The organism is Chromobacterium sp. (genome assembly GCF_041912965.1).
Lineage (GTDB): Bacteria > Pseudomonadota > Gammaproteobacteria > Burkholderiales > Chromobacteriaceae > Chromobacterium > Chromobacterium aquaticum.
Window position 1 is genome coordinate 37462 of record NZ_JAYSGF010000006.1, and the last position, 23246, is coordinate 60707.

Sequence of the window (23246 nt, forward strand, 5' to 3'; positions counted from 1 at the left end):
TAGCCGTTTTCGATAGCGTGACGGTGAAAGGTGGGGGCGATGAAAGCCAGGCTGAAATGGGTGGACGGCGTGTGTTTCCTGGGCGAGAGCGGCAGCGGCCACGCGGTGGTGATGGACGGCGCTCCAGAGGGCGGCGGCCGCAATCTGGGGCCGCGGCCGATGGAATTGCTATTGCTGGGCACCGCCGGCTGCACCAGTTACGACGTGATCACCATTCTGAAGAAGTCTCGGCAGCAGGTCAGCGATTGCTGGGTGGAGATCGAGGCCGAGCGCGCCGAGGAAGAGCCCAAGGTATTCACCCGCATCCATTTCCACTTTGTGGTGAGCGGGCGCGAACTGAAGGCCGACGCGGTGGAGCGGGCGATCAAGCTGTCGGCGGAGAAATACTGCTCAGCGTCCATCATGCTGGGCAAGACCGCCGACATCAGCCACGATTTCGAACTGCGCGACGCCTGAGGGCGGCGGGCGGCCCGGCCAGCAATTCCGCCGCCAGGCACAGCGCGGCATCGTGGTCCGGCTGGTGGCGCAGCGGATAGCCCCAAAACTTTTCGAAGCGCGGCGCGAACTCGTCCAGGTCGCGCTGTTGCTCCGGTCGCGGCGCGATCACGATGGTGGCGCGAATCAGCTGGCGGATCTGCAGGCGGTTGTCCTTGACCCATAGCGCCGCCATCTTGCGGACGATGCGCGCGTGCAGGTCGAGCTCGGTCGGCGCCGGCTCGCGGGCGATGAACACGAAGGGCCGTTGCTGGCTCAGCAACTGGTCCAGGGTGGCGAAGATATCGGTGGGCTGCTGTCCATCCGGGCGGTGGCGATCCAGCCAGACGATGGGAAAGTCCTGAGCGTGGAATTGCATGGTTTCTTTGTAAATGAGAATCAATATCATTATATCGTCATGTGTTCACCTTGTCATCCGTCCCGGCTTGCATGGCCATCATTGAAAACCGTCCGCCGGCCCCCATCTAGCCGACTGGCCCAGCTTGCGGCGCTGGGCTTGGGTTGCCCGGCGTAAGCCGATACAATAGACGGTTTTGCGCGGCCTCACGCGGGCGCCGCGATACGACGAAAAGGCGCGGGGATGACTACCATCGTGGCGGTAAGAAAGGGCGATCAGATTGCGATCGCCGCCGATAGCCAGACCACTTTTGGCGACGACCAGAAGCTGTTGGCCGGCTACGACTGTTTTCACAACAAGATTTTCCAGCACGGCGACAGCTATCTGGCCATTTCCGGCTCCGCCGCGCACGACCTGGTGCTGCAAGGCGCGTTGAAGGAATTGAAGAAAAAGGACCTGAGCAGCCGCCAGGGCATTTTCGAGACCTTCCGCAAGCTGCATCCCAAGCTGAAGGACGGTTTCTATCTGCGTCCCGAGGAGGACGAGGAAGACCCGTACGAATCCAGCCAGATGATGGTGGTGATCGCCAACCGTCACGGCATTTTCGGGGTTTATCCGATGCGCGAGATCTATGAGTTCTCCCGCATCTGGGCGATAGGCTCCGGTCGCAAGTTCGCGATGGGCGCGATGTACGCGGTTTACGATCAAGCGCTGAGCGCGCGCGAAATCGCCGAAATCGGCGTGCGCGCCGGCTGCGAGTTCGACGTCAGTTCTGCCATGCCGATGACGGTCTATACCGTAGAACTGGCGGCGGACAAGGACAAGAAAGACATAGCATGAGCACACAAGACAGATTGCAACGGTTTTTATTCGACGGCGCGCCGGTGCGCGGCGCCCTGGTGAGGCTGGACGGCGCCTGGCAGCAGGTGCTGGCTCGGCGCAGCTACCCGCCTGCTTTGAAGAAGATCATCGGCGAGATGATGGCGGCGGCCGAACTGATGGCCGCCAATCTCAAGTTCGACGGCGCGCTGATCCTTCAGATCCATGGCACCGGGCCGCTGAGGCTGGCGGTGGTGGAGTGCAATAACGATCGCACCATCCGCGCCACCGCCAAGTGGGATGAAGCCATGCCGGAAAACGCGCCCATCCAGGCGCTGCTGGGCGCCAATGCCCGCTTCGTGGTGACGCTGGAGCCGCGCGTGGACAAGGCGCAAACCTGGCAGGGCATCGTGGCGCTGGAGGGGGATAGCGTCGGCGAGATGCTGGAAAACTACATGCGCCGCTCCGAGCAGCTGGAAACCCGGCTGCTCCTGGCTTCCAGCGACGACACCGCCGCCGGCATGCTATTGCAGAAGCTGCCGGAAGGGCATGGCGATCCGGAAGGCTGGGAGCGCATCCAGATGCTGGGCGCCACCCTGCGCGAAGATGAGCTGTTGGGCTTGCCGGCGGAAGATATCCTGCATCGCTTGTTCCACGAGGAAACGGTGCGGGTGTTCGATCAGGAAACGGTGAGCTTCGCCTGCAATTGCAGCCGCGAGCGCGTTGGCGACATGCTGAAGATGCTGGGCGGCCAGGAAGTGGGCGAGGTGCTGCTGGAGCAGGGCAGCGTGGAAATCGTCTGCGATTACTGTAACCAGCACTATGTCTATGACGAGGACGATGCCAACCGCTTGTTCGACTACGATGTCGTCGCCGCGGTGCGCGAGGCCCGGCATTGATTTCATATCATTAGTTTGGCAACAAACTATCAATGAGCCGCGAAAGCGGCTTTTTTTACGCCTTTTTCTTGGCAAAAAACAGGGTAAAAATACCAATGTTGTAATTATGGTTTAAATTGGCTGTTTTATTTTAAACTGAATTCTCATGACGATGGCTATTCGATATGATTTGAAATGCGCATCATATTATTGATAACGCATCAACAATGAATTGGATAGCGTCATGATAAAAACAGCTTCGCTCAGCGGCGCGCGCGCGCTGAGTCTTTCCGTGATGACCGCCGCCTTATTGGCCGGCTGCGTCAGCGATTCCGAAAAATCCGCGCTTAGCCAGCCGGCGCCGCAGGCCAATCTGCCGCAGGCCAGCCATTCCGCGCACTCTCCGGCCTTGTCGGAAAAGCCGTCCTACCCGCATGGCTTGCCGCCTGGCGCGCCGACCGACGCCGCCGGTCCCGGCGCCAAGCCGCAAGGGCCGATGCAGCAGACCGGCGTGCGCCGCGCCAAGGAGGCCGCGGCCGCGCCGCAATACGCCGCCTGCGACGAGACCAAGCTGGGCCAGTTGTCCGGCGCGGCCTTGGCGCGCTATGTTGCCAGCGTGCAGGGCACGTGCATGAACCGCCTGTTCCAGGCGGACGCCTTCAGCTACCGGGTGGTGTCGCCGGCGAATATGCGTGAAGTGGCGGCCGAGGCCCGCGCTCGCGCGCAAGGCTGGGACGGCAAGAGCGCCAATGGCTTGTGGCCGCTGGCGGTGTTCCTGAAAGCCGGTTACTTCACCCAGTACAGCCACGCCGCGGAAGTGGGTGATTACGGCCGTCCGGTGGATGAGCCGGTGATGCAAGTGGTGAGCGCGCTGGCGGAAAACCCGGCGCTGTGGAGCGAGCCGGTGCGCGATGGCAGCGGCGACCGCGACGCCTGGTACCTAGCGACCGATCTGCGTCAGTCGGTGGCGGAAACCATGATCCTGGCGGATTCGGTGCGCAAGCAGGAATACGCCTTGCCGCTGCTGCAACGCTTCTTCGGCCGCTACAACGCCGCGGTGAAGAGCAATTGGGCGCGCATCGCGCTGCATCCGATGCAGACCACCCTGTTCAATATGCATTACACCGAGGGCTTCGCCGCCAAGGCGGGCGCCGGGCAGCTGGATGCGCTGGTGTCCAGCCTGGCAGGGCTGACCCGCGCCGGCCAGCCGGCCTTCGCCGATGAACAGATGTATCTGAACACCGTGCGCGAAACCGGCCGCTTCATGCAATACCCGCGCACCGCCAAACTGGCGGAAGACGCGGTGGCCGGCCTGCTGGGCGGCGAGAAGTTCGGCCCCTCGTGGGCGGAAGCGGTGTACGCCTTGAAGAAACTGGGCAAGGTGCCGTGCGAGCGTTACGGCATCTGCCAGGCGGAGCAGGAGCTGAAAGCGCATCTGTTCCCGCATAGCTGGAGTTTCGATAACGGCAATTTGGTGTTCGAAACGCCGCTGGCGCTGGCCGAAGTGGAGCCGCTGTACTACGCGATGAAGCAGGTGCAGGCGCAACTGGGCCGGGTCAGCGGCATCAGTCAGCCGGTGGCCGGCGACACCAACGCTAAACTGCGCATGGTGATCTACGGCAGCAAGACCGCCTACCAGCGCTTCCAGGGCCTGCTCAATGAATTGTCCACCGACAACGGCGGCATTTACATCGAGAAGGACGGCACCTTCTACACCTTCCAGCGCGAAGTGCCGCGCGAGAGCTATCTGAGCCTGGAGGAACTGGTGCGCCACGAGTACGTGCACTATCTGTCCGGCCGCTTCATCCAGCCGGGCATGTGGGGCAGCTCGGAGTTCTACCGCGACGACCGCCGCATGGCCTGGTATGACGAGGGCTTCGCCGAGTTCATGGCCTGGAGCACATCGCGCGACGGCATCAAGGTGCGCGGCCATGTGGTGGACGTGGTGGCCAACGGCTGGCCGCAAAGCTATCTGGAACCATCCCGCATCATGCGCTCCAGCTATAGCGACGGCTGGGACTTCTACAGTCATTCCGCCTTGTGGTTCTACTACCTGAACCAGCAACAGCCGGGCCGCATCGCCGAGATCCTGGCCGCGCTGCGCGCCGACGACGTCAAGCGCTTCGACGCACTGGTGGTGGAAATGGGCCGTGACGCCGGCCTGGTGCAGGGCTTCCACGACTATGTGGGTCGCCAGGTGGAGGCGCAGCGCGCCGGCCAACTGGGCAATACCTCGACCGAACAAGGCGTGGATTGGCTGAAGCAAGCGCAGTGGCAGGCCGGCGAGATCGGCGCGATAGAAGGCGCGATGCGCCGCTACCTGCCGGTGGCGTGCCGCGTCTGGGCCGACGGCGAACGCAGCGCTCTGCGCCGCTTCGAATGCGACGGCGTGTTGCCCTTGCGCTCCGGCACCGCCACCATGGCGCGCCAGGAGCTGGACAAGACCCTGGACTCCGCCTTGCAGAACCTGCTGCGCGGCAGCGGCATCAACAATATGATGGCGCTCAACTGCGCGGCCACCGACTACGACTTCAAGGCCAAGCGCGCCGCGCTGCGCTGCGAAGGCCCGCTGGGTCCGGCCGCGTCGCAGCCGTCGCAGCCGGGCGGCGGCGACGCCCAGCTGGGCTTGGCCAAGCTCAGCTATTCCAGCCCTGTGCGCTGCCTGCGCGGCCAGCTGCAAGGCGTGGGCGAGCCGGACGGCTATAGCCTGGTGAGCGGTCCCAAGCTGGGCCGCGCCGTCATGGCCGACCACGGCGCGTTCAACTACCGCCGCGACCAGGACCAGCCGGGCGTGGCCGACCAGATCACCGTGCGCGTGCGCAAGGGCGCGCAAACGCGGGATGTGGTGGTGCAGTTGCTGGCGACGCCGGTGAATATGTCGGACGAGGCGTGCTGGGCCCGCGCCGGTTGAGGCGTGTCTGAGGCATGAATGAAAAGAGCCGGGAGATTCCCGGCTCTTTTTGTTTTAGAGCGCTTGAACCTGGCCCAGGTCCGGCCGCTCCAGCCACGCCATGAAGGCGTCGCCCAGCCTTTGGCTCTCGGCGGTGGCCTGGCGCCAAACCTGTTGGCGCTGAGCGTCCCGGCCCAGATAGCGGTGGAAGTCCTGACGGTCTGGCAGCTTGCCGCCGGGCAGCCGCGCCAGATAGTCGCGCGACGGCGCGATCAGCACGGTGTTGGCGTGGTGGGCCGGGCTGGAGCCGCGCCAGGGCAGGAATTTGTCGAACCAGCCGGGCACGATGCGCTCGGTGAAATGAGGGTAGAGCACGATGTCGTCGCCGTGGGCGAAGGGGAAATCCAGATGGTAATCGGTCAGGCCGCCATCGCGATAAGTGGCCGCCGGCGCGCCCGGCAGTTGCACGCCGCTGAGCACGCCGGGAATGGCGATGGTGCCCATCAGCGCGGCATCCAGATTGTCCATTCCCAGCGGCTGGCACAGCGTGGGGATGCTGTCCTCGGGCTTGAAGCGCAAGTCGCTGCGCGGATCGTGGCAGATCACCCGGCTGAAGGCGTGGCGCAGCAAGCCGCGCGACAAGGTGTTAAGCGCGGCGCTCAGCGCCAGGCCGCCCAGCAGCGCCGTGCGCGCCTCGCTGGCGAGCAGGCCGTGGGAACGCACCAGCAACAGGCTAAGCTGATAGTGCGGATGATTGATCAGCGCGGCGCGCGCGCTCGGCGGCAGCACCTCGTCCAGCATCAGCCGGGTCTGGCGGGTGATGTCGGCCACGCCGACCTTGGCCGCATAGGTTTCGTCGGTGTAGCGCTCCGCCAGCCGGGCCAGCGCCTGGCGCGGTTCGGCCTGCATCGCGCAGGCGAAGCGCCAGCCGCCGATGGAGGCGCCGACCAGCTCGCGCCGGCGCGGGCTGCGGTTCAGCCATTCGAACACCGCCTGGTCCAGGCCGGTGATGCCTATCGCCTTGGGACCGCCGGCGGCGCCGGGCAGGGTGGTCACGCTGGCGGCGGGCAGGCCCTGGCGCGCCAGCAGCTTGCGTGCGTGCGCGCCGGCCTTGATCACAAGGGGCGGGTAGGGAATATGGATGGCGGGCATGATGTCGTATTCTGGACTGGGGTTGGCCAGCGCGGGGCGGTTTTTGGTATCCTGCTGAGCTTTGATATTCATTCGCATCGGGCGGCGGCGCCGCCTTCAGGAGCACAGTCATGATACCCGTAAGCCAACTGTCCGACTATCTGCGCGAGCAGAGCCTGGAACTGGACCGCACCGAACTGCAGATCGCGGTGCTGACCCTGTCCGCGGTCTTGAGTGCGGACAAGCCGGCGGCGCGCCAGGACCTGTACCGCTACCGGGTGCCCAAATTGAGCGAGGACGGCAGCTGCTCGCTGTTCGAAGAGCTGGCGGAGGAGCCTTATGATCTGGCGCCGCTGTTCGGCGGCGAAAGCCCGGAGGCGACGGCGGCGCTGCGCAATCTGCTGGCGCTGGTGGAGTCGGTGAACCTCAAGGTGGGTGCGGACTGGTTGGGCGTGTACCGCAAGATAGGCAAGGGCCAGCAGGCCAAGCTGGTCAAGCTGGCCTATCAGGGCGTGCCCAGCCGCGCCGAGTTTCCGCTGACCGAGGCCTTCGCCGAGTACAGCAACAATAGCCGGGTGGGCCTGACCGGCTGGGCGGTGCTGATCGAGGACGTCAAAGCCTGGCGCGCCGAGGGCGGCGGCTATTACGAGTGCGACCCCAAGGTGATGAGCGAGGTGTGCCTGCCGGTGCTGGGCCAGGACGATAATGTGCTGGGCATTCTGGACGCCGAGGCGTCCAGCGCCGGTTTCTTCACGCCGGAGAGGCTGGTGTGGCTGGCCGCGTTGGCCATCGTGCTGGCCGAGCCCTTCGCCGCCTTGCCGCTGGCGCTTGAAAATCCGGAAGCCGACCACAGTTAATAAAGATTATCGCGCGCGGATTCAGGCGCGCTTACCAGGTTTAGCGGAGAAACAATGTCATTGCCTGCTGTCGAGCTCAGCGTGGATGAGCCGAGGATGGAATACGTCGCCAGTTGCAAGCTGCCCACCCCGTGGGGTGAGTTCACCATGCATGGTTTTGAGGAAGTGGGCGGCCGCGAGCACGTCGCGCTGACCCTGGGCACGATAGATGACGGCGAGCCGGTGCTGTCGCGCCTGCATTCGGAGTGCTTGACCGGCGATGCGCTGTTTTCCTTGCGCTGCGACTGCGGCTTCCAGCTGGAAGCGGCCTTGTCCGCCATCGCCGCCGAAGGCCGCGGCGCGCTGCTGTATCTGCGCCAGGAAGGCCGCGGCATCGGGCTGATCAACAAGATCCGCGCCTACCAGCTGCAGGACGGCGGCGCCGATACCGTCGAGGCCAATGAGCGCTTGGGCTTCCCCGCCGACATGCGCGATTTCCGCATCGCCCGTCATATGCTGGACCAACTGGGCGTGTCGCGAGTGCGGGTGATGACCAATAATCCGCGCAAGATCGAAACCCTGCGCAGCGCCGGCATCGACGTGGTGGAGCGGGTGCCGCTGGAAGTGGGGCGCAATCCGCACAACGACCGCTATCTGGACACCAAGGCCAGCAAACTGGGCCATATGTTGTTCAAGTGAGCGGCCGCGCCGGAACGGCGCAGTCGGGGATGTACGAACGGGAGCCCATGGCTCCCGTTTTTCATGCCAGCGCCGCGCAGAGTTCCGGCCAGCGGGCGAACAGCTCGGCCGCCGTCAGCGCATCGGGAAAAGCCAGCCGTCGGCGCTCGGCGGCGATCTCGTAATCGATGCCGTGGCAGTCGGCGCCGAGTAGCCGGACGTCGGCGGGCACGGCGGAGCTTTGGGTCAGCAACTCCGCCTCTTGCTCCGGCTCCAGCGTCGGGCCGTCCAGCCACTGCTCGGCTTCCAGCCAGCCCATGCGGCCGAAGCCCTCGATATAGCGCAGCCGTTGCGGCCGCAGCCGGTAAAAGGCGAAGTCCAGCTGCAGCCAGTTCTCGGCCTCAGGCTGGTAGCGCAGATGGCGCGCCAGCTCCAGCGGCGTGGGTTGGAAGGCTTCCATATCGCCCAACAGCGTCAGGCGCGCGCCGCTCTGGCTGGACGCCGCCGCCGGGTCCAGCAGCGCCACGCTGCAACGAGGATCGGCCTGCAGGTTCTTGCTGTGTTCGGCCAGCGCGCTGAGGCAGAGCGTGGGCCGGTGGCGGGCGTCGGGCACGCAGGGTATCGGCGTGGCGTAGGGGTAGCCGGCCAGCTGGGTGCTGTGGCTGGCCAGGCTGGCGTGGACGCAGCGGTGCAGCAGATGGATGGCGGCTGAGGGCGGGATTCTCATGTTTGGGTTCCGGCGCGAAGTGGGCTCATCTTAGCCGGCGTCGCGGCCAGGCGCAAAAAAGCCCCGGCGTAGCGGGGCTCAAGGCGAGAGGGCGCTGCTTTAAAAACCAGGGGTCCGCGCGATGAAGGCGTTCAGATTGGCGATGTTCAGGCTGCCCCAGCCGGTGGTGTAGTCCCAGCCCTTGGCGGCGCTGTAGGCGCCGTTGCTGCCGCTGGTGACGTCATGGTACAGCGAGGGATTGGCCTTGAAGTATTTGTAGATCGACGGCGCCGGCGAGTTGATGTTGTTGCCGTTGGCCGATTCGATCCGCGCCCAGAAGCCGGTGAACAGCGGCGCCGCCAGGCTGGTGCCGCCGATCTGCGAAGTGCTGCCGTTGACCAGTACCAGCGCGCCGCTATTGGGGTCGGCGTCGAAGGAGACGTCGGGCACGCCGCGCTTGGTCTTGGAAATGGTCAGTACGCCGGCGCTGGTCTGCCAGGCCGGAGCATTTTCGGTATAGCTGGGGCCGCCGCCGCCGCCGTTCCAGGTGCTTTCCGACAGATAGCCGGTCTGGCCGCTGGTGGACAGCGTGGTGCCGCCCACCGCGATCACGTATGGCGATACCGCCGGATAGCTCTGACGCGCGGTGCGGCCGCCGCACTCGTAGGAGCCGGAATCGCCAGTGGACACCGAGAAGGTCTGGCCCTGGGCCACCGCCGCCTGGAAGATCTGGTCGGCGCTGGCGGTCATGCCGTCGCTCTGCGCGCTGGTCTCGCATTCGCCCAGCGAAACGTTGACCACCTTGGCGGTGCCGTCGCTGACCGCGGAGTTGAAGGCGGCGGTGATGTCGGCATTGGTCATCGACGGCGCGACGTAGAAGTTCATCTGCTGCACCGCGCCGCCGGCGGCGGCGAGAATGTCCTGGCTGTCCAGGTTCCATTCCTCGGTGCCGGAGGTGTCGCTGGTGGGCGTACCGCTATTGATCACCGAGGTGGCCACCGTGCCGTAGCCGGCGCCGCTGGCGAAGTCCTGCAGATCGTTCAGCGTCTGGGTCAGGTCGCCCTCGGCGATGATGCCCACCGTGGTGTTGCTGGCCGGCGGCAGGCTGTTCGCGTTGTAGATGGACGGGAAATCGGTGGGGGAATGGCCGCTGACGCTGGCGGTCTTGAAGGCCTGCGGCGTCGGGTGGCGCAGCGCGGTGTGGAATTGATGCACGTTCTGCAGGCCGTGCACCGCCAGCACGATGTCGGCCAACTGGCTGGGCACCTGGGCGTTGGCGACATTGGCGAAGGCCTGGCGGCCGTTGATGTTGTAGCGGTGCAGCGAGGTCTGGAAGCCGGCCTTGACCGTGGCGGCGCTGCCGTCGGCGGTGATCAGCAGGCGGTTGGGCGCCACCTTGATATTGCGGAAGCCGCTGGCCTGCAAATGCTTGACCACGGTCTGCGCTTGCGCCTCGGTGGGCGAGAAGCGGTTCAGGAACTCGGTCTTGCTCAGGTAGTGCTTGCTGCCGCCTTGCAGAATGCTCTGCGTCAGCGCGTCCAGCTGTGCCTTGTTGCGCACTTTCAGCGCCACCGCGATGTGCACGCTCTGGCCGGCCGCGACTTCGCCGCTGTCTTGCGCTTGCGGGATCAGGCTTTGTACCGGGTGGGCCAGGGTGCTGGTCGATTGCCAGTTGAGGGTTGCTGCTTGCGCCGCGATGCTGAAGAAGGCGGCGGACACCAGTGCGGCCGTGTATTGCTTGGCAAACATTCACTTCTCCTTTGAAGAAGTACCGCGCGGGCCTGCGGTTAGGCAGAGCCCTTGGATCAGGCTTGTAGTCGCTCGATGGCGAGCCTTTGATCCAGGTTGGTTGCCCTTGGTGCGGAAGGGCTGCTCCCGATGGGGAACGCTGAATGTGTAATCCCAAACCGCAAGTAATGACAAGTAAATTATTGATCAGCGTCAAATCTGTATGCAAAACGCAAAAAAAATACAAGAGAGATGAGTTTGTTTGATGGTGGCAATGAGTATGCCTAATGGATTTGAGCTTGCGCTTTGGATGTATGCAAGGCCTGTCGCGCATGAGCGGAGAAGTAGCGAGCAGTTTTGCTCATGGAGCGCATGAGTATTTTAAAGAGGGCGGGAACTGGACAGCCGTCATGCGCGGTAAGCGCTTTGTATCGCCGAAGCGCAGCAGGCTTTGAATGGGTTCTTACAGCCGCAAGGCCGCCAGCAGCGCGCTCTCCAGCGCCAGCACGGTCTTGTCGTCGCCGAGGCCAGGCCCGGAAATCAGGAAGGAGTCCTCGGCGCGGCTGCCCAGGGTCATGATCTTGGCGGACTGCACATTCATCCGGTAGTCGGACAGTACCTTGGCGATGCGCGCCAGCAGGCCGGGACGGTCGCCGGCGACGATGGACAATACGTAGAAACTGGCCTTGTCGTCCGGGCGGATCAGGATTTGCGGCGTGATCGGGAAGTGCTTGAGATGGCGGCTGATGCGGCCTTGGGCCGGCAGGCTCAGCTCGCCTTCCTGGCGCAGGCACTCCGCCAGTTCGAATTCGATGAAGTTGATCATGTCGCGGTAATCGCCGTCATGATGCTCGGGCACGAAGACGTGAAAGGTGTCCAGCGCGTAGCCGTGGCGAGTGGTGTAGACCTTGGCGTCGGCGATGCTGTAATGGGTGCGGCCGAAGAAGGCGCAGGCGCGGGCGAACAGCTCCGGGCGGTCCCGGGTGTAGATCAGCACCTGTATGCCTTCGTGGTCGTCGGACAGCCGCGCGCGCACCAGGGGCTGCTCGGCGTGGACGAAGCGGTTGAGCAGGCGCGCGTGCCAGGCGATTTCCTTGGCCTCATGGCGCAGAAAGTAGACGGTGTCCAACTGCTGCCACAAGGCGGCTTCCACGCCGTTCGGCACCGCGTGCAGGCGCAGCAGCGTCTGGGCCTGGTGTTTGCGTTCCTCCAGCTCCGAGGCGACGTCCAATTGCCCGCCGCGCACCAGTTGGCGCATTGCCGCGTGGTAGAGGTCCTCCAGCAGCTTGGCCTTCCACGCATTCCAGACCTTGGGGCTGGTGCCGCGGATATCGGCCACGGTCAGCAGGTAGAGCGCGGTCAGCCTGCGCGGGGTGCCGACCAGTTCGGCGAAGCGGCTCACGGTTTCCGGGTCGTAGATGTCCTGTTTCTGCGCGACGCTGGACATGGTCAGGTGCTGGCCCACCAGCCAAGCCACCAGTTCGCCGTCTTGCGGCGGCAGGCCGTGCTGGCGGCAGAACTCCAGCGCATCGACCATGCCGAGCGCCGAGTGATCGCCGCCGCGGCCCTTGGCGATGTCGTGGAACAGGCCGGCGAGGTACAGGGTTTCCGGGCGCTCGAAGTCGTTGATCAATCGCGACATCAACGGATATTCGTGGGTGAAGGCGCTGCTAGCGAAGCGGCGCAGATTGCGCACCACCATCAGGATGTGTTCGTCCACGGTGTAGACGTGGAACAGATCGTGCTGCATCTGGCCGACGATGTGGCCGAAATTGGGCAGGTAGCGGCCGAGCACGCCGTATAGATTCATCCGCCGCAGGCCGCGGGTCAGGCCATTGGGCTCGCGGAACATCTGCAGGAACAGTTCGCGGTTGCGCGGATTGGCGCGGAAGCGTTCATTGATATGGCTGCGCGCATGCCACAGCGCGCGCAGCATGCGCGGCGCGAAGCCGCTCAGCTCCGGGTGGCGCTGCAAGGTCAGGAAGGCTTCCAGAATCGCGGACGGGTGTTTTTCGAACACATCGGGCTGGCGGATGCCCAGCATGCCGTTGACTGAGTAGAAGCGCTCGTTCAGGTTCTGGGTGACGCGTGGTACCTGGGAGTAGATGCGCCCACGCAGATTGGGCAGCAGGATGCCGTTGAGTTGATTGACGGTCTTGGCGGCGCGGTAATACAGCTGCATCGCCTGCTCGCTGGCGCGCTTGGCCGGCGTGTCCTGCAGGCCCAGCGCGCGGCCCAGCTGCTGCTGCAGATCGAAGATCAGCCGGTCTTCGCGCCGGCGCGCCAGCAGGTGCAGCTCGATGCGCAGGCTAAGCAACTGGCGTTCGCTGTGCTTGATCAGCCGCGCCTCGGCGAGGGTCAGGATGCCGCGGCGCACCAGCGCGTCCCAGTTGTCGCCCAGGCCTATCGCCTTGCTGATCCATAGAATGGTGTGCAGATCGCGCAGCCCGCCCGGGCTTTCCTTGAGATTGGGCTCCAGATTGTTGCCGACGCCGAAGTGGCGGGTATGGCGCTGCTGCTGTTCCAGGGTCTTGCCCTCGAAGAAGGCCAGCGGGTCGCGCTGGCGCTCCAGCAGCGCGCTCAAGCGCCGCCATGGCGCGGCATCGCCGGCGATCAGCCGGTTTTCCAGCAGATTGGTCTCGATGGTGATGTCGCCGCTGGCCTCGGACAGGCATTCGTCCACGGTGCGCACGCTATGGCCGATTTCCAGGCCCACATCCCACAGCAAGCTGATGAAGGCGCCGATGCGCTCGCCCAGTTCCGATGACGGCGCTTGGGAAAGCAGCACCAGCAGATCGATGTCGGAATAGGGGAACAGTTGACCGCGGCCGTAGCCGCCAACCGCGATCAAGCTGGCGGCGCCGTCCAGGCCGGACTGCGCCCACAGCGTTTGCAGCATGGCGTCCACCGCCTGGCTATGGCGCTTCAGATACTCCTGCGGATTATGTTGCTGGCGGTATTGCTCCGCCAGCGCCTGACGCTTGCCGACCAGGTCCTGGCGCCATTGGGCGAGGGCTTCCGTGGTCGGCAAGCCCATCTCAGCGCCTTTCCTGTCTGGCGATGATGGCGACGCCGGCTATCAGGAACAGCAGGGTGGGCAGGGTGGCGGACAGGATGGGGTTCCAGTCGTAGAGCAGGCCCAGATGGCCGAACAAGCGGTTGACGAAGTGGAAGGCCACGCCCAGGCAGATGCCGGCGAACAAGCGTATGCCCAGCTGGCCGTGGCGGCGTTGCTGCGGGGTGAAGGCCAGAGCCACCAGCGCCATCGAAATGCAGGCCAGCGGGTAGAACAGCTTGCTCCACAGCGCGATCTCGTAGCGTTGGGTCTGCTGTTTATTGCTGCGCAAGTGCTCCAGATAGGTCAGCAGCGCGGTGGCCGACATCTGCTCCGGCACCACCAGCAGCACCGACAGGATTTCCGGCTCGACGATGGATTTCCACGCCAGCGACGGATAGTGGCGGCTGACCGTTTGTTCGGCGCCCAGCGTGGTTTCGCGCACATTGATCAACTGCCATTGCTGCTCGTCCTTGGAGAAGGAGCCGCGTTCGGCGTAACGGGTGCGCACCAGGCGGAAATTGTCGTCGTAAGTGTAGATGCGCACGCCCAGCAAGGAGGTGTCCGGCAGCATCTCGTGGACATTGATGAAGTTCTGATTGTCCTTGACCCAGATGCCGGAGCGGAATTCCTGCGCCACCATGGAGTGGGTGGCGGACAGCTTCAGGCTTTGCGCCTGTTGGCCGGTGCGCGGCGCCACCACCTCGCCCAGCAGCACGGTGAGCAGCGCGAAGCCAAGGCCGAATTTCAGCAGGGTGGCGGCGATTTGCGGCAGCGTCACGCCGCTGGTGCGGATCACAGTGTATTCGCTGCTGGTGGCCAGTTGGGTCATCGCCACCATGCCGCCGATCAGCACCGCCAGCGGCATCAATTCATAAGCGTGGCCGGGGATCAGCAGCGCGACATAGCCCAGCATCTTGGCCAGGGTATAGCTGCCCTTGCCCAGGCTGGGGACTTCGGCCAGCAGGTCGAAGAAGCCGTACAGGCCCAGCAGGGCCAGCAGGGTGAACAGGGTCGCCTGGCTCAGGGTGACGACGATGTAGCGATGAATCAGTTTCATGACGGGATCAGGATTTACGGAACAGCAGGGACAGGGCCTGGCCGATGGGGCGGGCGGGCCGGTTGCGATAACTCAGCAGCGCCAGCGCCAGCGCCAGCATGGCCAGGTGCACCAGCAGCACCAGCCAGACGCCGGCCTTGCCCTGGGCCACCCAGTTGCGAGCCACGGTCAGCCCGTTCTGATAAACGAAGAAAACCAGCAGCGCCAGCAAGAGATTGTAGGTTTGGCCGCTGCGTGGGTTGAAATAGGACATCGGTATCGCCAGCAGCGCCAGGATCACGCAACTGATCGGCATCGACAGCCGCCACGCCAGTTCGGCGCGGTAGTCGGCGGAGTCCTGGCTCAACAGTTGAGCGGTGGGGATGGCCTGGCGGTTGCCGGACGGTCCCGGCATTTGCTGGCTTTCGCCGATGCCGGCGGTGTAGCGCTGGAATTCCGCGACCTCGTAATTGGCGCTGCCAGGCTCGCCGACGTAGCGCTGGCCGTGCTCCAGCACCACCACGCGCTCGCCGTCCGGCTTGGTGGTAATAAAACCGGACTTGGCGAAAATCGTCGCCACTTTGCCGTCGGTGATTTCCTGCATGAAGATATTGGTGGCCGCGCCGTGCTCGCCGGAATAGTTCTCGATGAAGTACACCTTGTTGGACGAGGACGATTCCTTGAACACGCCGGGGGAGATGGCGGAAACTTCTTCGCGTCGTTTGATCTGTTCGGCATAGTCCTGGCTGCGCTGGTCCGCCCATGGACCGATGAACAGGGTGACGCCGGCGATCAGCGCCGCCAGCGGCAGGGTGAAGCGCATCACCGGCCATACCCAGTCGCCGAGAGACAGGCCGGAACTGAGCCAGACCACCATCTCATGATCACGCCAGATACGGGTCAAAACCACCAGAATGGTGGCGAAAACCGTCAAAATCATCAATACCGGGAAGAAGCCCAGCGTAGTGAAACCCAGCACCGCGGCAACGGCTTCGTTGGCCATCTGCCCTTCGGCGGCGCGCCCCAGCAGATTGACCGCCTGGGTGGAAACGATAATCGCCAGCAACACGATGAAAACGCCTAATGCGCTCAAAGTCAGCTCGCGTGTCAGGCTTTTTTGAAAAACCATTTATTCAGTGCCTTTTTGACTTTTCATGAAAAGCATTGTGATAATTCCGGGGACCATCCAGAAACGTCAAAATTGGACGATTTCGGAATCAACAACAAAATCCGTCTTCACCGGAAGGCCGGGCCGTCAGGATTCTACCCGTGCATCGACGGCCGGTTAAGAGGTGGAGCAACAGACACTCGCTCTACACGGGAGTTCTCAATGGAATTTAACATAAAAAGCGGCAGTCCGGAAAAGCAAAGGGTTGCTTGCGTTATCGTCGGCGTATACGAATCCCGCAAGCTGACCTTCGCCGCCGATCTGCTGGATCGCATCTCCAACGGCTTCATCAGCGAAGTGCTGCGCCACGGTGATATGGAAGGCAAACTGGGCAGCACGCTGGTGCTGCATTCGGTGCCGCACACTCTGTGCGACAGGGTGATGTTGGTGGGTCTGGGCAAGGAGCGCGAGTTCCGCGCCAAGGAATACCGCGAGGCGGTGCGCGCCTCGATCAAGGCCTTGACCCAGACCTCGGCGGTGGAAGCGGTCAGCTACCTGAGCGAACTGACAGTCAAGAAGCACGATGTCGAGTGGATGATTGAGCAGGCGGCGGTGGTGACGCTGGACGCGCTGTACCGCTTTGACCGCTTCAAGAGCAAATCCGAGGAGCCGGTGCGCGAGCCGCGCAAACTGACGCTGGCGGTGCCGCGCCGCAGCGACTTGGCCGACGGCGAAAAAGGCCTGCAGCGCGGCCTGGCCATTGGCGGCGGCATGAAGCTGGCCAAGGACCTGGGCAATTTGCCGGGCAATGTCTGCACCCCGAGCTATCTGGGCGAAGAAGCGCGCCAGCTGGCCGCGGCCTTCGGCGCCGACGCCGAGATCCTGGGGCCCAAGGAAATCGCCGAACTGGGCATGGGCTCCTTCCTGTCCGTGGCCAAGGGCAGCGTGGAAGAGGCGCGGCTGATCGTGCTGCGCCACCACGGCGCCAAGGACAAGGCCGACAAGCCCATCGTGCTGGTGGGCAAGGGCATTACCTTCGACTCCGGTGGTATCTCGCTGAAACCGGGCGAGGGCATGGACGAGATGAAGTACGATATGTGCGGCGCGGCCACGGTGCTGGGCGCCTTCCGCGCGGCGGTGGAAATGAATCTGCCGCTGAACCTGGTGGCCATTGTGCCGACTTGCGAGAACATGCCCAATGGCAATGCCTTGAAGCCGGGCGACATCGTCACCTCCATGTCCGGCCAGACCATCGAGATTCTCAATACCGACGCCGAGGGCCGGCTGATCCTGTGCGATGCGCTGACCTATGCCGAGCGCTTCGATCCTGCGACGGTGATCGACGTGGCCACCTTGACCGGCGCTTGCGTGATCGCGCTCGGCCACATCGCCACCGCGCTGTACAGCAATCAGGACAGCCTGGCGCGCGAACTGCTGGCCGCCGGCGAGGAAGTGGCTGATCGCGCCTGGCACATGCCGCTGTGGGACGAATACCAGGACATGCTGAAGAGCCCGTTCGCCGACATGGCCAATATCGGCGGTCGTCCGGGCGGCAGCGTCACCGCGGCCTGCTTCCTGTCGCGCTATGCCAAGGCTTACGACTGGGCGCATCTGGACATCGCCGGCACCGCCTGGAAGGGCGGCAAGGACAAGGGCGCCACCGCGCGTCCGGTGCCGCTGCTGGTGCAGTTCCTGCAGGATCGCGCGGATATCGCCTTGGGCAATGTGGTGCGTCGCGGCCGGCCTCGCCGCGAAGCCCCGGAAGCGGTGGACGATGAGCAGGATTGATTTTTACACCAAGGTGGCCGATCCGCAGGGCTTTGCCTGCCTGCTGGCGGCCACGGTGATGCGCAAGGGGGAACGGCTGCTGATCTGGTTCGACAGCGAGCAGCAGCTGGAAACCTTCAGCCGGCAGTTGTGGAGCTTTGGCGATACCCGCTTTGTTCCGCATTGCCGGCTGGGCGCCGACGAGGCGGCGGACACGCCGATCTGGCTGACCGCCCGCCTGCCGGACACGCTGGAACACCCGGTATTGTTGAACCTGGGTTCGCATTTGCCGGAGCGGATGGAGCGCTTTGAGCGTATTCTGGAGATAGTCGGACGCGATGAGGCGTCACTGGCCACGGCGCGCCAGCGGTTCAAGGCGTATCGCGAGCGCGGTTATGCAATCGAACATCACGACATGAGCAATAAGTGACCATGAGCGAGCCGTCAAAGCCCAAAGAGCCTGATTGGTCCGGCCTCAACCTGCCGGTGTTGACCGAGGTGGTGGACGAGTCGCAAGTGCCCACCTTGGGCGACGAAGTCATCGACATCCCCGATTTTGATTTTTCCAGTGAAATGGACGCGCTGGCCGACCAACTGGGCGCGCAGCGCGAAGAACTTCCCGCCGAGCTGGAAATTCCCGAACTGAGCCTTGAAGACCTGATCGCGGAAGCGCCCGCCAGCGAGGAGCCCTTGCTGGACCTGACCTCGCTGCCCTCGCTGGACCTGAGCGATGTTTCCGCCTCCGAGCCGGGCCTGGACCAGGCGCTGCCGGGCTGGGACGCGCCCATGCCGGCAGGGGCTGGCGATTTTGAATTTTCGCTGACGCCGGCGGAAGAGGAACTGGCCGTGGCAAGCCCGGAGCCACGGCTTGAGCAGATGGTCGAACCGCCGCTGGCGGCCGCGGCTGAGCCCGCATCGGCAGTCGCTGCCGACTTCGAGTCGTTGGCGCTGCCGGAGGACTCTTTCCCTGTTGCCTCGCTGGAGGCCGCTGCGTCGGAGCCGGCTGATGCCCCGGTACTGCAAGCGGAGGCGGCGCAGCCCGCCGACGCTGCGTTCGACCAAGCCACCGAGGTCCAGCCAGGGCCCGTGCCAATGCCGCCGGCCGCGACGCCGTTTACCTCGATTTCCCTGGATAGCCTGCCCACCGGCGTGCTTGGCGGAGGGGTGGGGCCGGAAACCAAGGTGGACAGCCTGCTGCCGAACTGGCCGGAAAGCGCCGGGTTCGAGCCAGCCGCGCCGCAAGCTGTTGCTGAGGCCGCGCCGGCCTTGTCGCTGCAGCCGGAGCAGGAGCCGGAATTGGGGATTCCCGAGGCGCTTGTCGGCGTGGAAACGCCGGCCGCCGAGCCGGCGCTGGATATGCCAGCGGCGGGTTTCGCCGCGGAAGAACTGGCGCTTGAAGCCGAGCTGGAGCCGTCGGAAACCGCTGTTGCTGTTCAGGAGCCGGTGCCGGATACGGTATTGGAGATGCCGGCCGCGGACTTTGCCGCCGAGCCGTCAGCGGTGGAGCAAGCGCTGGAGCAGATCTGGGAACAGCCGCAACAGGCGGCGGAGTTACCGTTGGCGGAGCCTGTTCAGGAGTCGCCCGAGTCAGCCGTCGCCGCCGAGGCATTGGTGCCGGAAGTCGCTGCCGAGGAATCGCTGGTCGAGCCATCGGCCTTGTCGGCGGAAGAACCCGCTCTGGAACAGCCAGAGCCTGTCGCCGCAGCCGAGGCATTGGTGCCGGAAGTCGCTGCCGAGGAATCGCTGGCCGAGCCATCGCTGGCCGAGCCATCGGCCTTGTCGATGGAAGAATCCGCTCTGGAACAGTCCGAGCCCGCTGTTGCCGCCGAGGCGGGGGAAGCCATGACGGAGCTGCTGGCAGAGCCGAGCCTGGAGCCTGTTGCGCCTGATTTCGTCGCCGAGGAACTGGCGCCGGAGGCGGTGTCGGCTATTCCCGCTACGGATTTCATGGTGGAGTCGCCTGAATTGGCGCAGATCTGGGCGCCGCCGCCGGAGGGGGAGCTGGAGCTGCCCGAGGCCGTTTTCGACGCTGAGGCGTTGGCGCAGGAGGCTGTGCCGGATATCGCCGCCGCGGATTCGCAGGCGGAACCGCCGGTGCTCGAGCAGATCTGGGAACCGTCGCAAGAGGTGTTTGAGGCCGAGCCAGCTACCGGCGCGCCCGCGCTGGCGGAGGAGCATGTGCCTGAGCCTGGGCTGGAGTCGTCGGGCCAGGATATTCCAGAGCTGGCGTTTGCCGCGGAGGAGGCCGTTGCGGATGAAGTCGCGACTCCTGAGCCGGACACGTTGGAGAGCGCCGCTGTAGTGGGCGCTGGCGTATTGGCGGCCGGTGTGGCCGCGGTGGCGATGTCGTCCACGGCTGAAGCGGAACCGGCGCCAGCCGCGCCGCGCGCGGTGGAAGTGCTGAATGTGTCCGAAGTGGCGTCGGCCGCCGCTGCTGCCGCGATGATGGCGCCGCAGGCGGTCAATGCGCCGCCGGGCACTGTTGCAGTGATAGACGAGCAAGCGCTATTGCAGTCGATGTACGAGAAAATGCTGCCGCGCATGAAGGTGGAGTTGTCCTTGTGGCTGCAGGATGCGTTGGAATTGCAGGCCAAGCAGATGCTGTCCGGGGTGATGCATCAGCTCAAGGAGGATTACGAGATGCTGTTCGGCGAAGCCTTGAAGGAGAGCTTGCGCCAGACCATCAATTCTTTGGGCAAGATTGAAAAGGATGGAAAACGCGATGAGTGATAGGTTGTCGCATATCGTCACCCGTACCGGCGACGACGGCAGCACCGGTCTGGGCGACGGCAGCCGGGTGGGCAAGGACAGCTTGCGCATCCGCGCGCTGGGCGAGGTGGATGAACTGAACTCGGTGCTGGGGGTGTTGCTGGCGGAAACGCTGCCGGACGAGGCCAGGGCCTGGCTCTCCGAGTCGCAGCACGATTTGTTCGATCTGGGCTCGGAGTTGGCGGTGCCCGGCTACAGCGCTTTGGGCGCCGAGCACGTGCAGGCGCTGGAGGCCGTGGTGGCGTTTCTGAACGAGGACTTGCCGCCGCTGCAGGAGTTCATCCTGCCCGGTGGAACCCGGGCGGCGGCGTTGACGCACCAGGCGCGCTCGGTCTGTCGTCGCGCCGAGCGCGCGGTGGTGGCGCTGGCGCAGCAAGAGGCGGTTTCCGATGCGGCACGTCGCTATCTGAACCGCCTGTCCGATCTGCTGTTCGTGTTGTCACGCTATCTGAACCGCCAGGCCGGCGTGGCGGATGTGTTGTGGCGGCCAGGGCGCAAGACCGACCAGGCTTGAAAGCAAAACGGCAATCCGCAAGGATTGCCGTTTGTATTTAGCGCTCACGAACTGGAGCGCATCATGAACCGTGTCTTAAGCGACTTCCGATACCCGTGGCTTATTGGTGCTGCTCTGCAGCAGCGACTGGGTCGCCTGATACTGGGTCACCGCTAATTGGCCGCTAGCATTCTGCTGCTGCGAGCGGGTCACCGCGCTGGCGGCCTGGTCGTTCTGCTGTTCCGCCTGGTTGTTCACCGCCTGCTGCTCATTGGCGGCCTGCACCGTTGCGGTGTTGGGGCGCTGCTGAGCTTGCGGCGGCGGCGCGCTGGCTGCGCGGTTGGCGCTGGCCGCTTCCGCGGCGCGCTGCTGAATTTGGGGCGCATTGCTGGCGGCGTTGTTGGGCACGGCTGTCGCGGTACTGGCCAGGGTAGCCGCCTGGGCCTGCTCCTGTCCAACGCGTTGCTGCTCGCTGTTGCGGGTTTGCGCGGCATTGGTCTGCGCGGTGTTCAACTGCCGCTGCAGCTGCTGTTCGACGCGCGCGGTGTCGGGATTCTGCCGGACCGCGGTCTGGCTGACGTTTTGCTGTGAAACCGCTGGAGTGGCGGAGCGCGGTTCTTCCAGCGTTCTTTGCTCAGGCCGCGTGTTCTGCAGCGATTGCAATTGCTGCAGAGAGTTGAGGCTGCCTATGCTGCCAGTGCTTGCCATGTCGCTCTCTCCAAACCGTGGATACTGTTGCCGCCGCCCAGGACGGTATAGAGCCCAGTTGCCCTATATCGCTGATTCTAGAATCTTTTTCGGTCGATTGCCGAATTTTTTCTGTCCCAAGGGTCAGGTTTGTGGCAGCAATACCAAATCCAGCATGTGTTCGGCCAGTTGATCGACGCTCAGCGCTCCCTCGGAGCGATACCATTGCACCGACCAATGCAGGCTGCCCAACAGGGTGCGGCGCAGCAGCGCGGTGTCGCGCTTGATCAGGCCGGCGGCGGCGGCTTCGTCCAATACTTGCTGCCACAGCGCCTCGTAGCGGTCGCGCAGCACGATCAGGCCGGGCCGGGCGGCGGCGGACACGCTGCGCCATTCGTAGAGCATCACCTCCAGCGCCGCCTGGTTGTCCCCCAGCAGCGAATTGAGATGGACGCGGAACAGCGCGGCCAGTTTGGCGCGCGGGGTGATGGCTTCGTCGATGGCGCGCTTCAGTTGCTCGGTGGTGCTGGTGATGCCCAGCGCCATCACCGCGACCAGGATCTCCTCCTTGGTGCGGAAGTGGTAGAACAGGCTGCCGGACTGCATGCCGACCGCATTGCCCAGATCGCGCACCGTGGTGCGCTCATAGCCCTGGTCGCGGAACAGCATCGCCGCGGCGCGTATCAACTCCATGCGGCGGCTGTTTTCTTCGGCGGGTGCGGTGTGGTCTGTGGTCATTATTATTGGGCTTGTAGTGAGGGCTGGAGGGCTGTGCTTAGGGTAGCAGCGGTTGCGCGGCCTGCCAGACGCGCTCGGGTTCCATCTTTTCCAGGCAATCGGTATGGCCGTAGGGGCAGGTCCGCTCGAAACAGGGGCTGCAATCCAGGTTGAGAGAGACGATGGCGGCTTGTTCGGACAGCGGCGGGGTGAAGTCGGGGCTGGAGGAGCCGTATAACGCCACCAGCGGCTTGCCCAGCGCCGCCGCCACGTGCATCAGCCCGGAGTCGTTGCAGACGGCGAGCGTGCTCAGGCCCATCAGGTCTATCGCTTCTTCCAGGCCGGTGGCGCCACAGAGGTTGACGGCCAGGCCGCCGGACAGGCGGCTGATGTCGTCGCCGACTTCGCGGTCCTTGGCGGAGCCGAACAGCCACACCGCGTAGCCGGCGGCGTCGAAGCGGCGCGCCAGTTCGGCGAAGTGCCTGGCCGGCCAGCGCTTGGCCGGGCCGTACTCGGCGCCGGGACAGAAGGCGACCGCCGGGCGGCTGGCGTCGAGCTTGAGCTTGGCCAGGACGGCCTGCTGGCTGGTGGCATTGGTGGCCAGCCGCGGGTGACTGAGCGGCCGCGGCAAGGCCGCGCCCTTGTCTTCCGCCAGCGCGCAGAAGCGTTCCACCATCATCGGCAGCGCCTGCTCGTCCAGTTCGCGCGCGTCGTTGAGAATCCAGTAGCGCGATTCGCCGAGGAAGCCGGTGCGCAGCGGGATGCCGGCGAACAACGGGATCAGCGCCGATTTCAGCGAGTTGGGCAGCACGATGGCCTGATCGAAGCGCTCGGCGGCCAGCTTGCGCGCCACTTTCCAGCGTTCGCCCAGGCGCAGCGCGCCATGGCCGAAGGGGTTGAGGTGGGCCTTGGCCACTTCCGGCATCCGCGCCAGCAAGGGCAGGGTCCAGGCTGGCGCGAACACGTGCAGTTCCAGCTCGGGATGGTGTTGGTGCAGTCTTTGGTACAGCGGTTGCGCCATGACGCTGTCGCCGACCCAGGAGGGGCCGATGACCAGAATTTTCTTCTTCATTGCAGATGTTCCGATTGCAAACCGAAACCGGGTCGCGACAG

General features: G+C 64.6%; 20 protein-coding genes. 10 read left to right on the forward strand and 10 right to left on the reverse strand.

The window, feature by feature from the left end:
- The first annotated feature begins 39 nt into the window (after positions 1-39).
- On the forward strand, positions 40-456 hold the full coding sequence (locus ACE3QM_RS04695) for an OsmC family protein (RefSeq protein ID WP_048411480.1): 417 nt from the start codon (positions 40-42) through the stop codon (positions 454-456).
- Here ACE3QM_RS04695 and ACE3QM_RS04700 read toward each other — a convergent pair.
- Entirely contained in the window at positions 425-883 is a 459-nt protein-coding gene (locus ACE3QM_RS04700) for a hypothetical protein (RefSeq protein WP_231461225.1), read from the reverse strand. The genes ACE3QM_RS04695 and ACE3QM_RS04700 overlap by 32 nt on opposite strands.
- A gap of 192 nt (positions 884-1075) precedes the next feature.
- Here ACE3QM_RS04700 and ACE3QM_RS04705 point away from each other — a divergent pair, with 192 nt between their 5' ends.
- From ACE3QM_RS04705 to ACE3QM_RS04715, 3 genes are all read left to right on the forward strand, one after another.
- The gene (locus tag ACE3QM_RS04705; RefSeq protein WP_048411482.1) at positions 1076-1672 is read left to right on the forward strand and encodes an MFS transporter; all 597 of its coding nucleotides are present in this window, start codon (positions 1076-1078) and stop codon (positions 1670-1672) included.
- Positions 1669-2550: an Hsp33 family molecular chaperone HslO gene (hslO, locus tag ACE3QM_RS04710; protein ID WP_374420606.1), complete on the forward strand. Its 882-nt coding sequence runs from the start codon at positions 1669-1671 to the stop codon at positions 2548-2550. The genes ACE3QM_RS04705 and hslO overlap by 4 nt, the downstream gene beginning before the upstream one ends.
- A 223-nt stretch (positions 2551-2773) precedes the next feature.
- Positions 2774-5440, forward strand: coding sequence for a collagenase (locus tag ACE3QM_RS04715; protein WP_374420608.1), 2667 nt, complete (start codon positions 2774-2776; stop codon positions 5438-5440).
- Positions 5441-5494: 54 nt separating this feature from the next.
- On the opposite strand, the gene ACE3QM_RS04720 is transcribed toward ACE3QM_RS04715, so the two are convergent.
- On the reverse strand, positions 5495-6643 hold the full coding sequence (locus ACE3QM_RS04720) for a hypothetical protein (protein ID WP_374420610.1): 1149 nt from the start codon (positions 6641-6643) through the stop codon (positions 5495-5497).
- A gap of 38 nt (positions 6644-6681) precedes the next feature.
- On the opposite strand from ACE3QM_RS04720, the gene ACE3QM_RS04725 reads away from it, so the two are divergent.
- Both ACE3QM_RS04725 and ribA read left to right on the forward strand, forming a co-directional pair.
- A complete protein-coding gene (locus tag ACE3QM_RS04725; RefSeq protein ID WP_231461230.1) occupies positions 6682-7407 on the forward strand; it encodes a GAF domain-containing protein in 726 nt (241 codons plus the stop codon).
- Positions 7408-7503: 96 nt separating this feature from the next.
- Positions 7504-8085, forward strand: coding sequence for a GTP cyclohydrolase II (gene ribA / locus ACE3QM_RS04730; RefSeq protein ID WP_048411485.1), 582 nt, complete (start codon positions 7504-7506; stop codon positions 8083-8085).
- Positions 8086-8146: 61 nt separating this feature from the next.
- Here ribA and ACE3QM_RS04735 read toward each other — a convergent pair whose 3' ends face one another.
- The 5 genes from ACE3QM_RS04735 to lptF form a co-directional block, all read right to left on the reverse strand.
- Entirely contained in the window at positions 8147-8791 is a 645-nt protein-coding gene (locus ACE3QM_RS04735) for a HugZ family protein (RefSeq protein WP_374420612.1), read from the reverse strand.
- Between the two features lie 99 nt (positions 8792-8890).
- Positions 8891-10519 carry a protease pro-enzyme activation domain-containing protein gene (locus tag ACE3QM_RS04740; RefSeq protein WP_374420614.1) on the reverse strand — a complete coding sequence of 543 codons (1629 nt, stop codon included), beginning with the start codon at positions 10517-10519 and terminating at the stop codon, positions 8891-8893.
- 442 nt (positions 10520-10961) lie between these two features.
- On the reverse strand, positions 10962-13535 hold the full coding sequence (locus ACE3QM_RS04745) for a [protein-PII] uridylyltransferase (protein ID WP_374420616.1): 2574 nt from the start codon (positions 13533-13535) through the stop codon (positions 10962-10964).
- A gap of 1 nt (position 13536) precedes the next feature.
- Positions 13537-14613 carry an LPS export ABC transporter permease LptG gene (gene lptG, locus ACE3QM_RS04750; RefSeq protein ID WP_231461234.1) on the reverse strand — a complete coding sequence of 359 codons (1077 nt, stop codon included), beginning with the start codon at positions 14611-14613 and terminating at the stop codon, positions 13537-13539.
- Positions 14614-14620: 7 nt separating this feature from the next.
- Positions 14621-15721 (reverse strand): LPS export ABC transporter permease LptF, encoded by a 1101-nt coding sequence (gene lptF / locus ACE3QM_RS04755; protein ID WP_048411490.1) that lies wholly within the window; start codon positions 15719-15721, stop codon positions 14621-14623.
- A gap of 201 nt (positions 15722-15922) precedes the next feature.
- On the opposite strand from lptF, the gene ACE3QM_RS04760 reads away from it, so the two are divergent.
- From ACE3QM_RS04760 to ACE3QM_RS04775, 4 genes are read left to right on the forward strand one after another with little or no spacing between them, the layout of a single operon-like run.
- Positions 15923-17488, forward strand: coding sequence for a leucyl aminopeptidase (locus tag ACE3QM_RS04760; protein ID WP_048411491.1), 1566 nt, complete (start codon positions 15923-15925; stop codon positions 17486-17488).
- The gene (locus tag ACE3QM_RS04765) at positions 17475-17897 is read left to right on the forward strand and encodes a DNA polymerase III subunit chi (protein ID WP_048411492.1); all 423 of its coding nucleotides are present in this window, start codon (positions 17475-17477) and stop codon (positions 17895-17897) included. Before ACE3QM_RS04760 ends, ACE3QM_RS04765 begins: the two co-directional genes overlap by 14 nt.
- Before the next feature lie 2 nt (positions 17898-17899).
- The gene (locus ACE3QM_RS04770) at positions 17900-20197 is read left to right on the forward strand and encodes a hypothetical protein (RefSeq protein WP_374420619.1); all 2298 of its coding nucleotides are present in this window, start codon (positions 17900-17902) and stop codon (positions 20195-20197) included.
- The gene (locus ACE3QM_RS04775) at positions 20190-20750 is read left to right on the forward strand and encodes a cob(I)yrinic acid a,c-diamide adenosyltransferase (protein ID WP_048408591.1); all 561 of its coding nucleotides are present in this window, start codon (positions 20190-20192) and stop codon (positions 20748-20750) included. Before ACE3QM_RS04770 ends, ACE3QM_RS04775 begins: the two co-directional genes overlap by 8 nt.
- Before the next feature lie 75 nt (positions 20751-20825).
- On the opposite strand, the gene ACE3QM_RS04780 is transcribed toward ACE3QM_RS04775, so the two are convergent.
- From ACE3QM_RS04780 to waaF, 3 genes are all read right to left on the reverse strand, one after another.
- Positions 20826-21437: a hypothetical protein gene (locus ACE3QM_RS04780; RefSeq protein ID WP_374420621.1), complete on the reverse strand. Its 612-nt coding sequence runs from the start codon at positions 21435-21437 to the stop codon at positions 20826-20828.
- Positions 21438-21560: 123 nt separating this feature from the next.
- Complete coding sequence (locus ACE3QM_RS04785) at positions 21561-22109, reverse strand: TetR/AcrR family transcriptional regulator (protein WP_231580953.1); 549 nt, start codon at positions 22107-22109, stop codon at positions 21561-21563.
- 82 nt (positions 22110-22191) lie between these two features.
- The gene (waaF, locus tag ACE3QM_RS04790) at positions 22192-23205 is read right to left on the reverse strand and encodes a lipopolysaccharide heptosyltransferase II (RefSeq protein ID WP_374420622.1); all 1014 of its coding nucleotides are present in this window, start codon (positions 23203-23205) and stop codon (positions 22192-22194) included.
- Positions 23206-23246 lie beyond the last annotated feature (41 nt).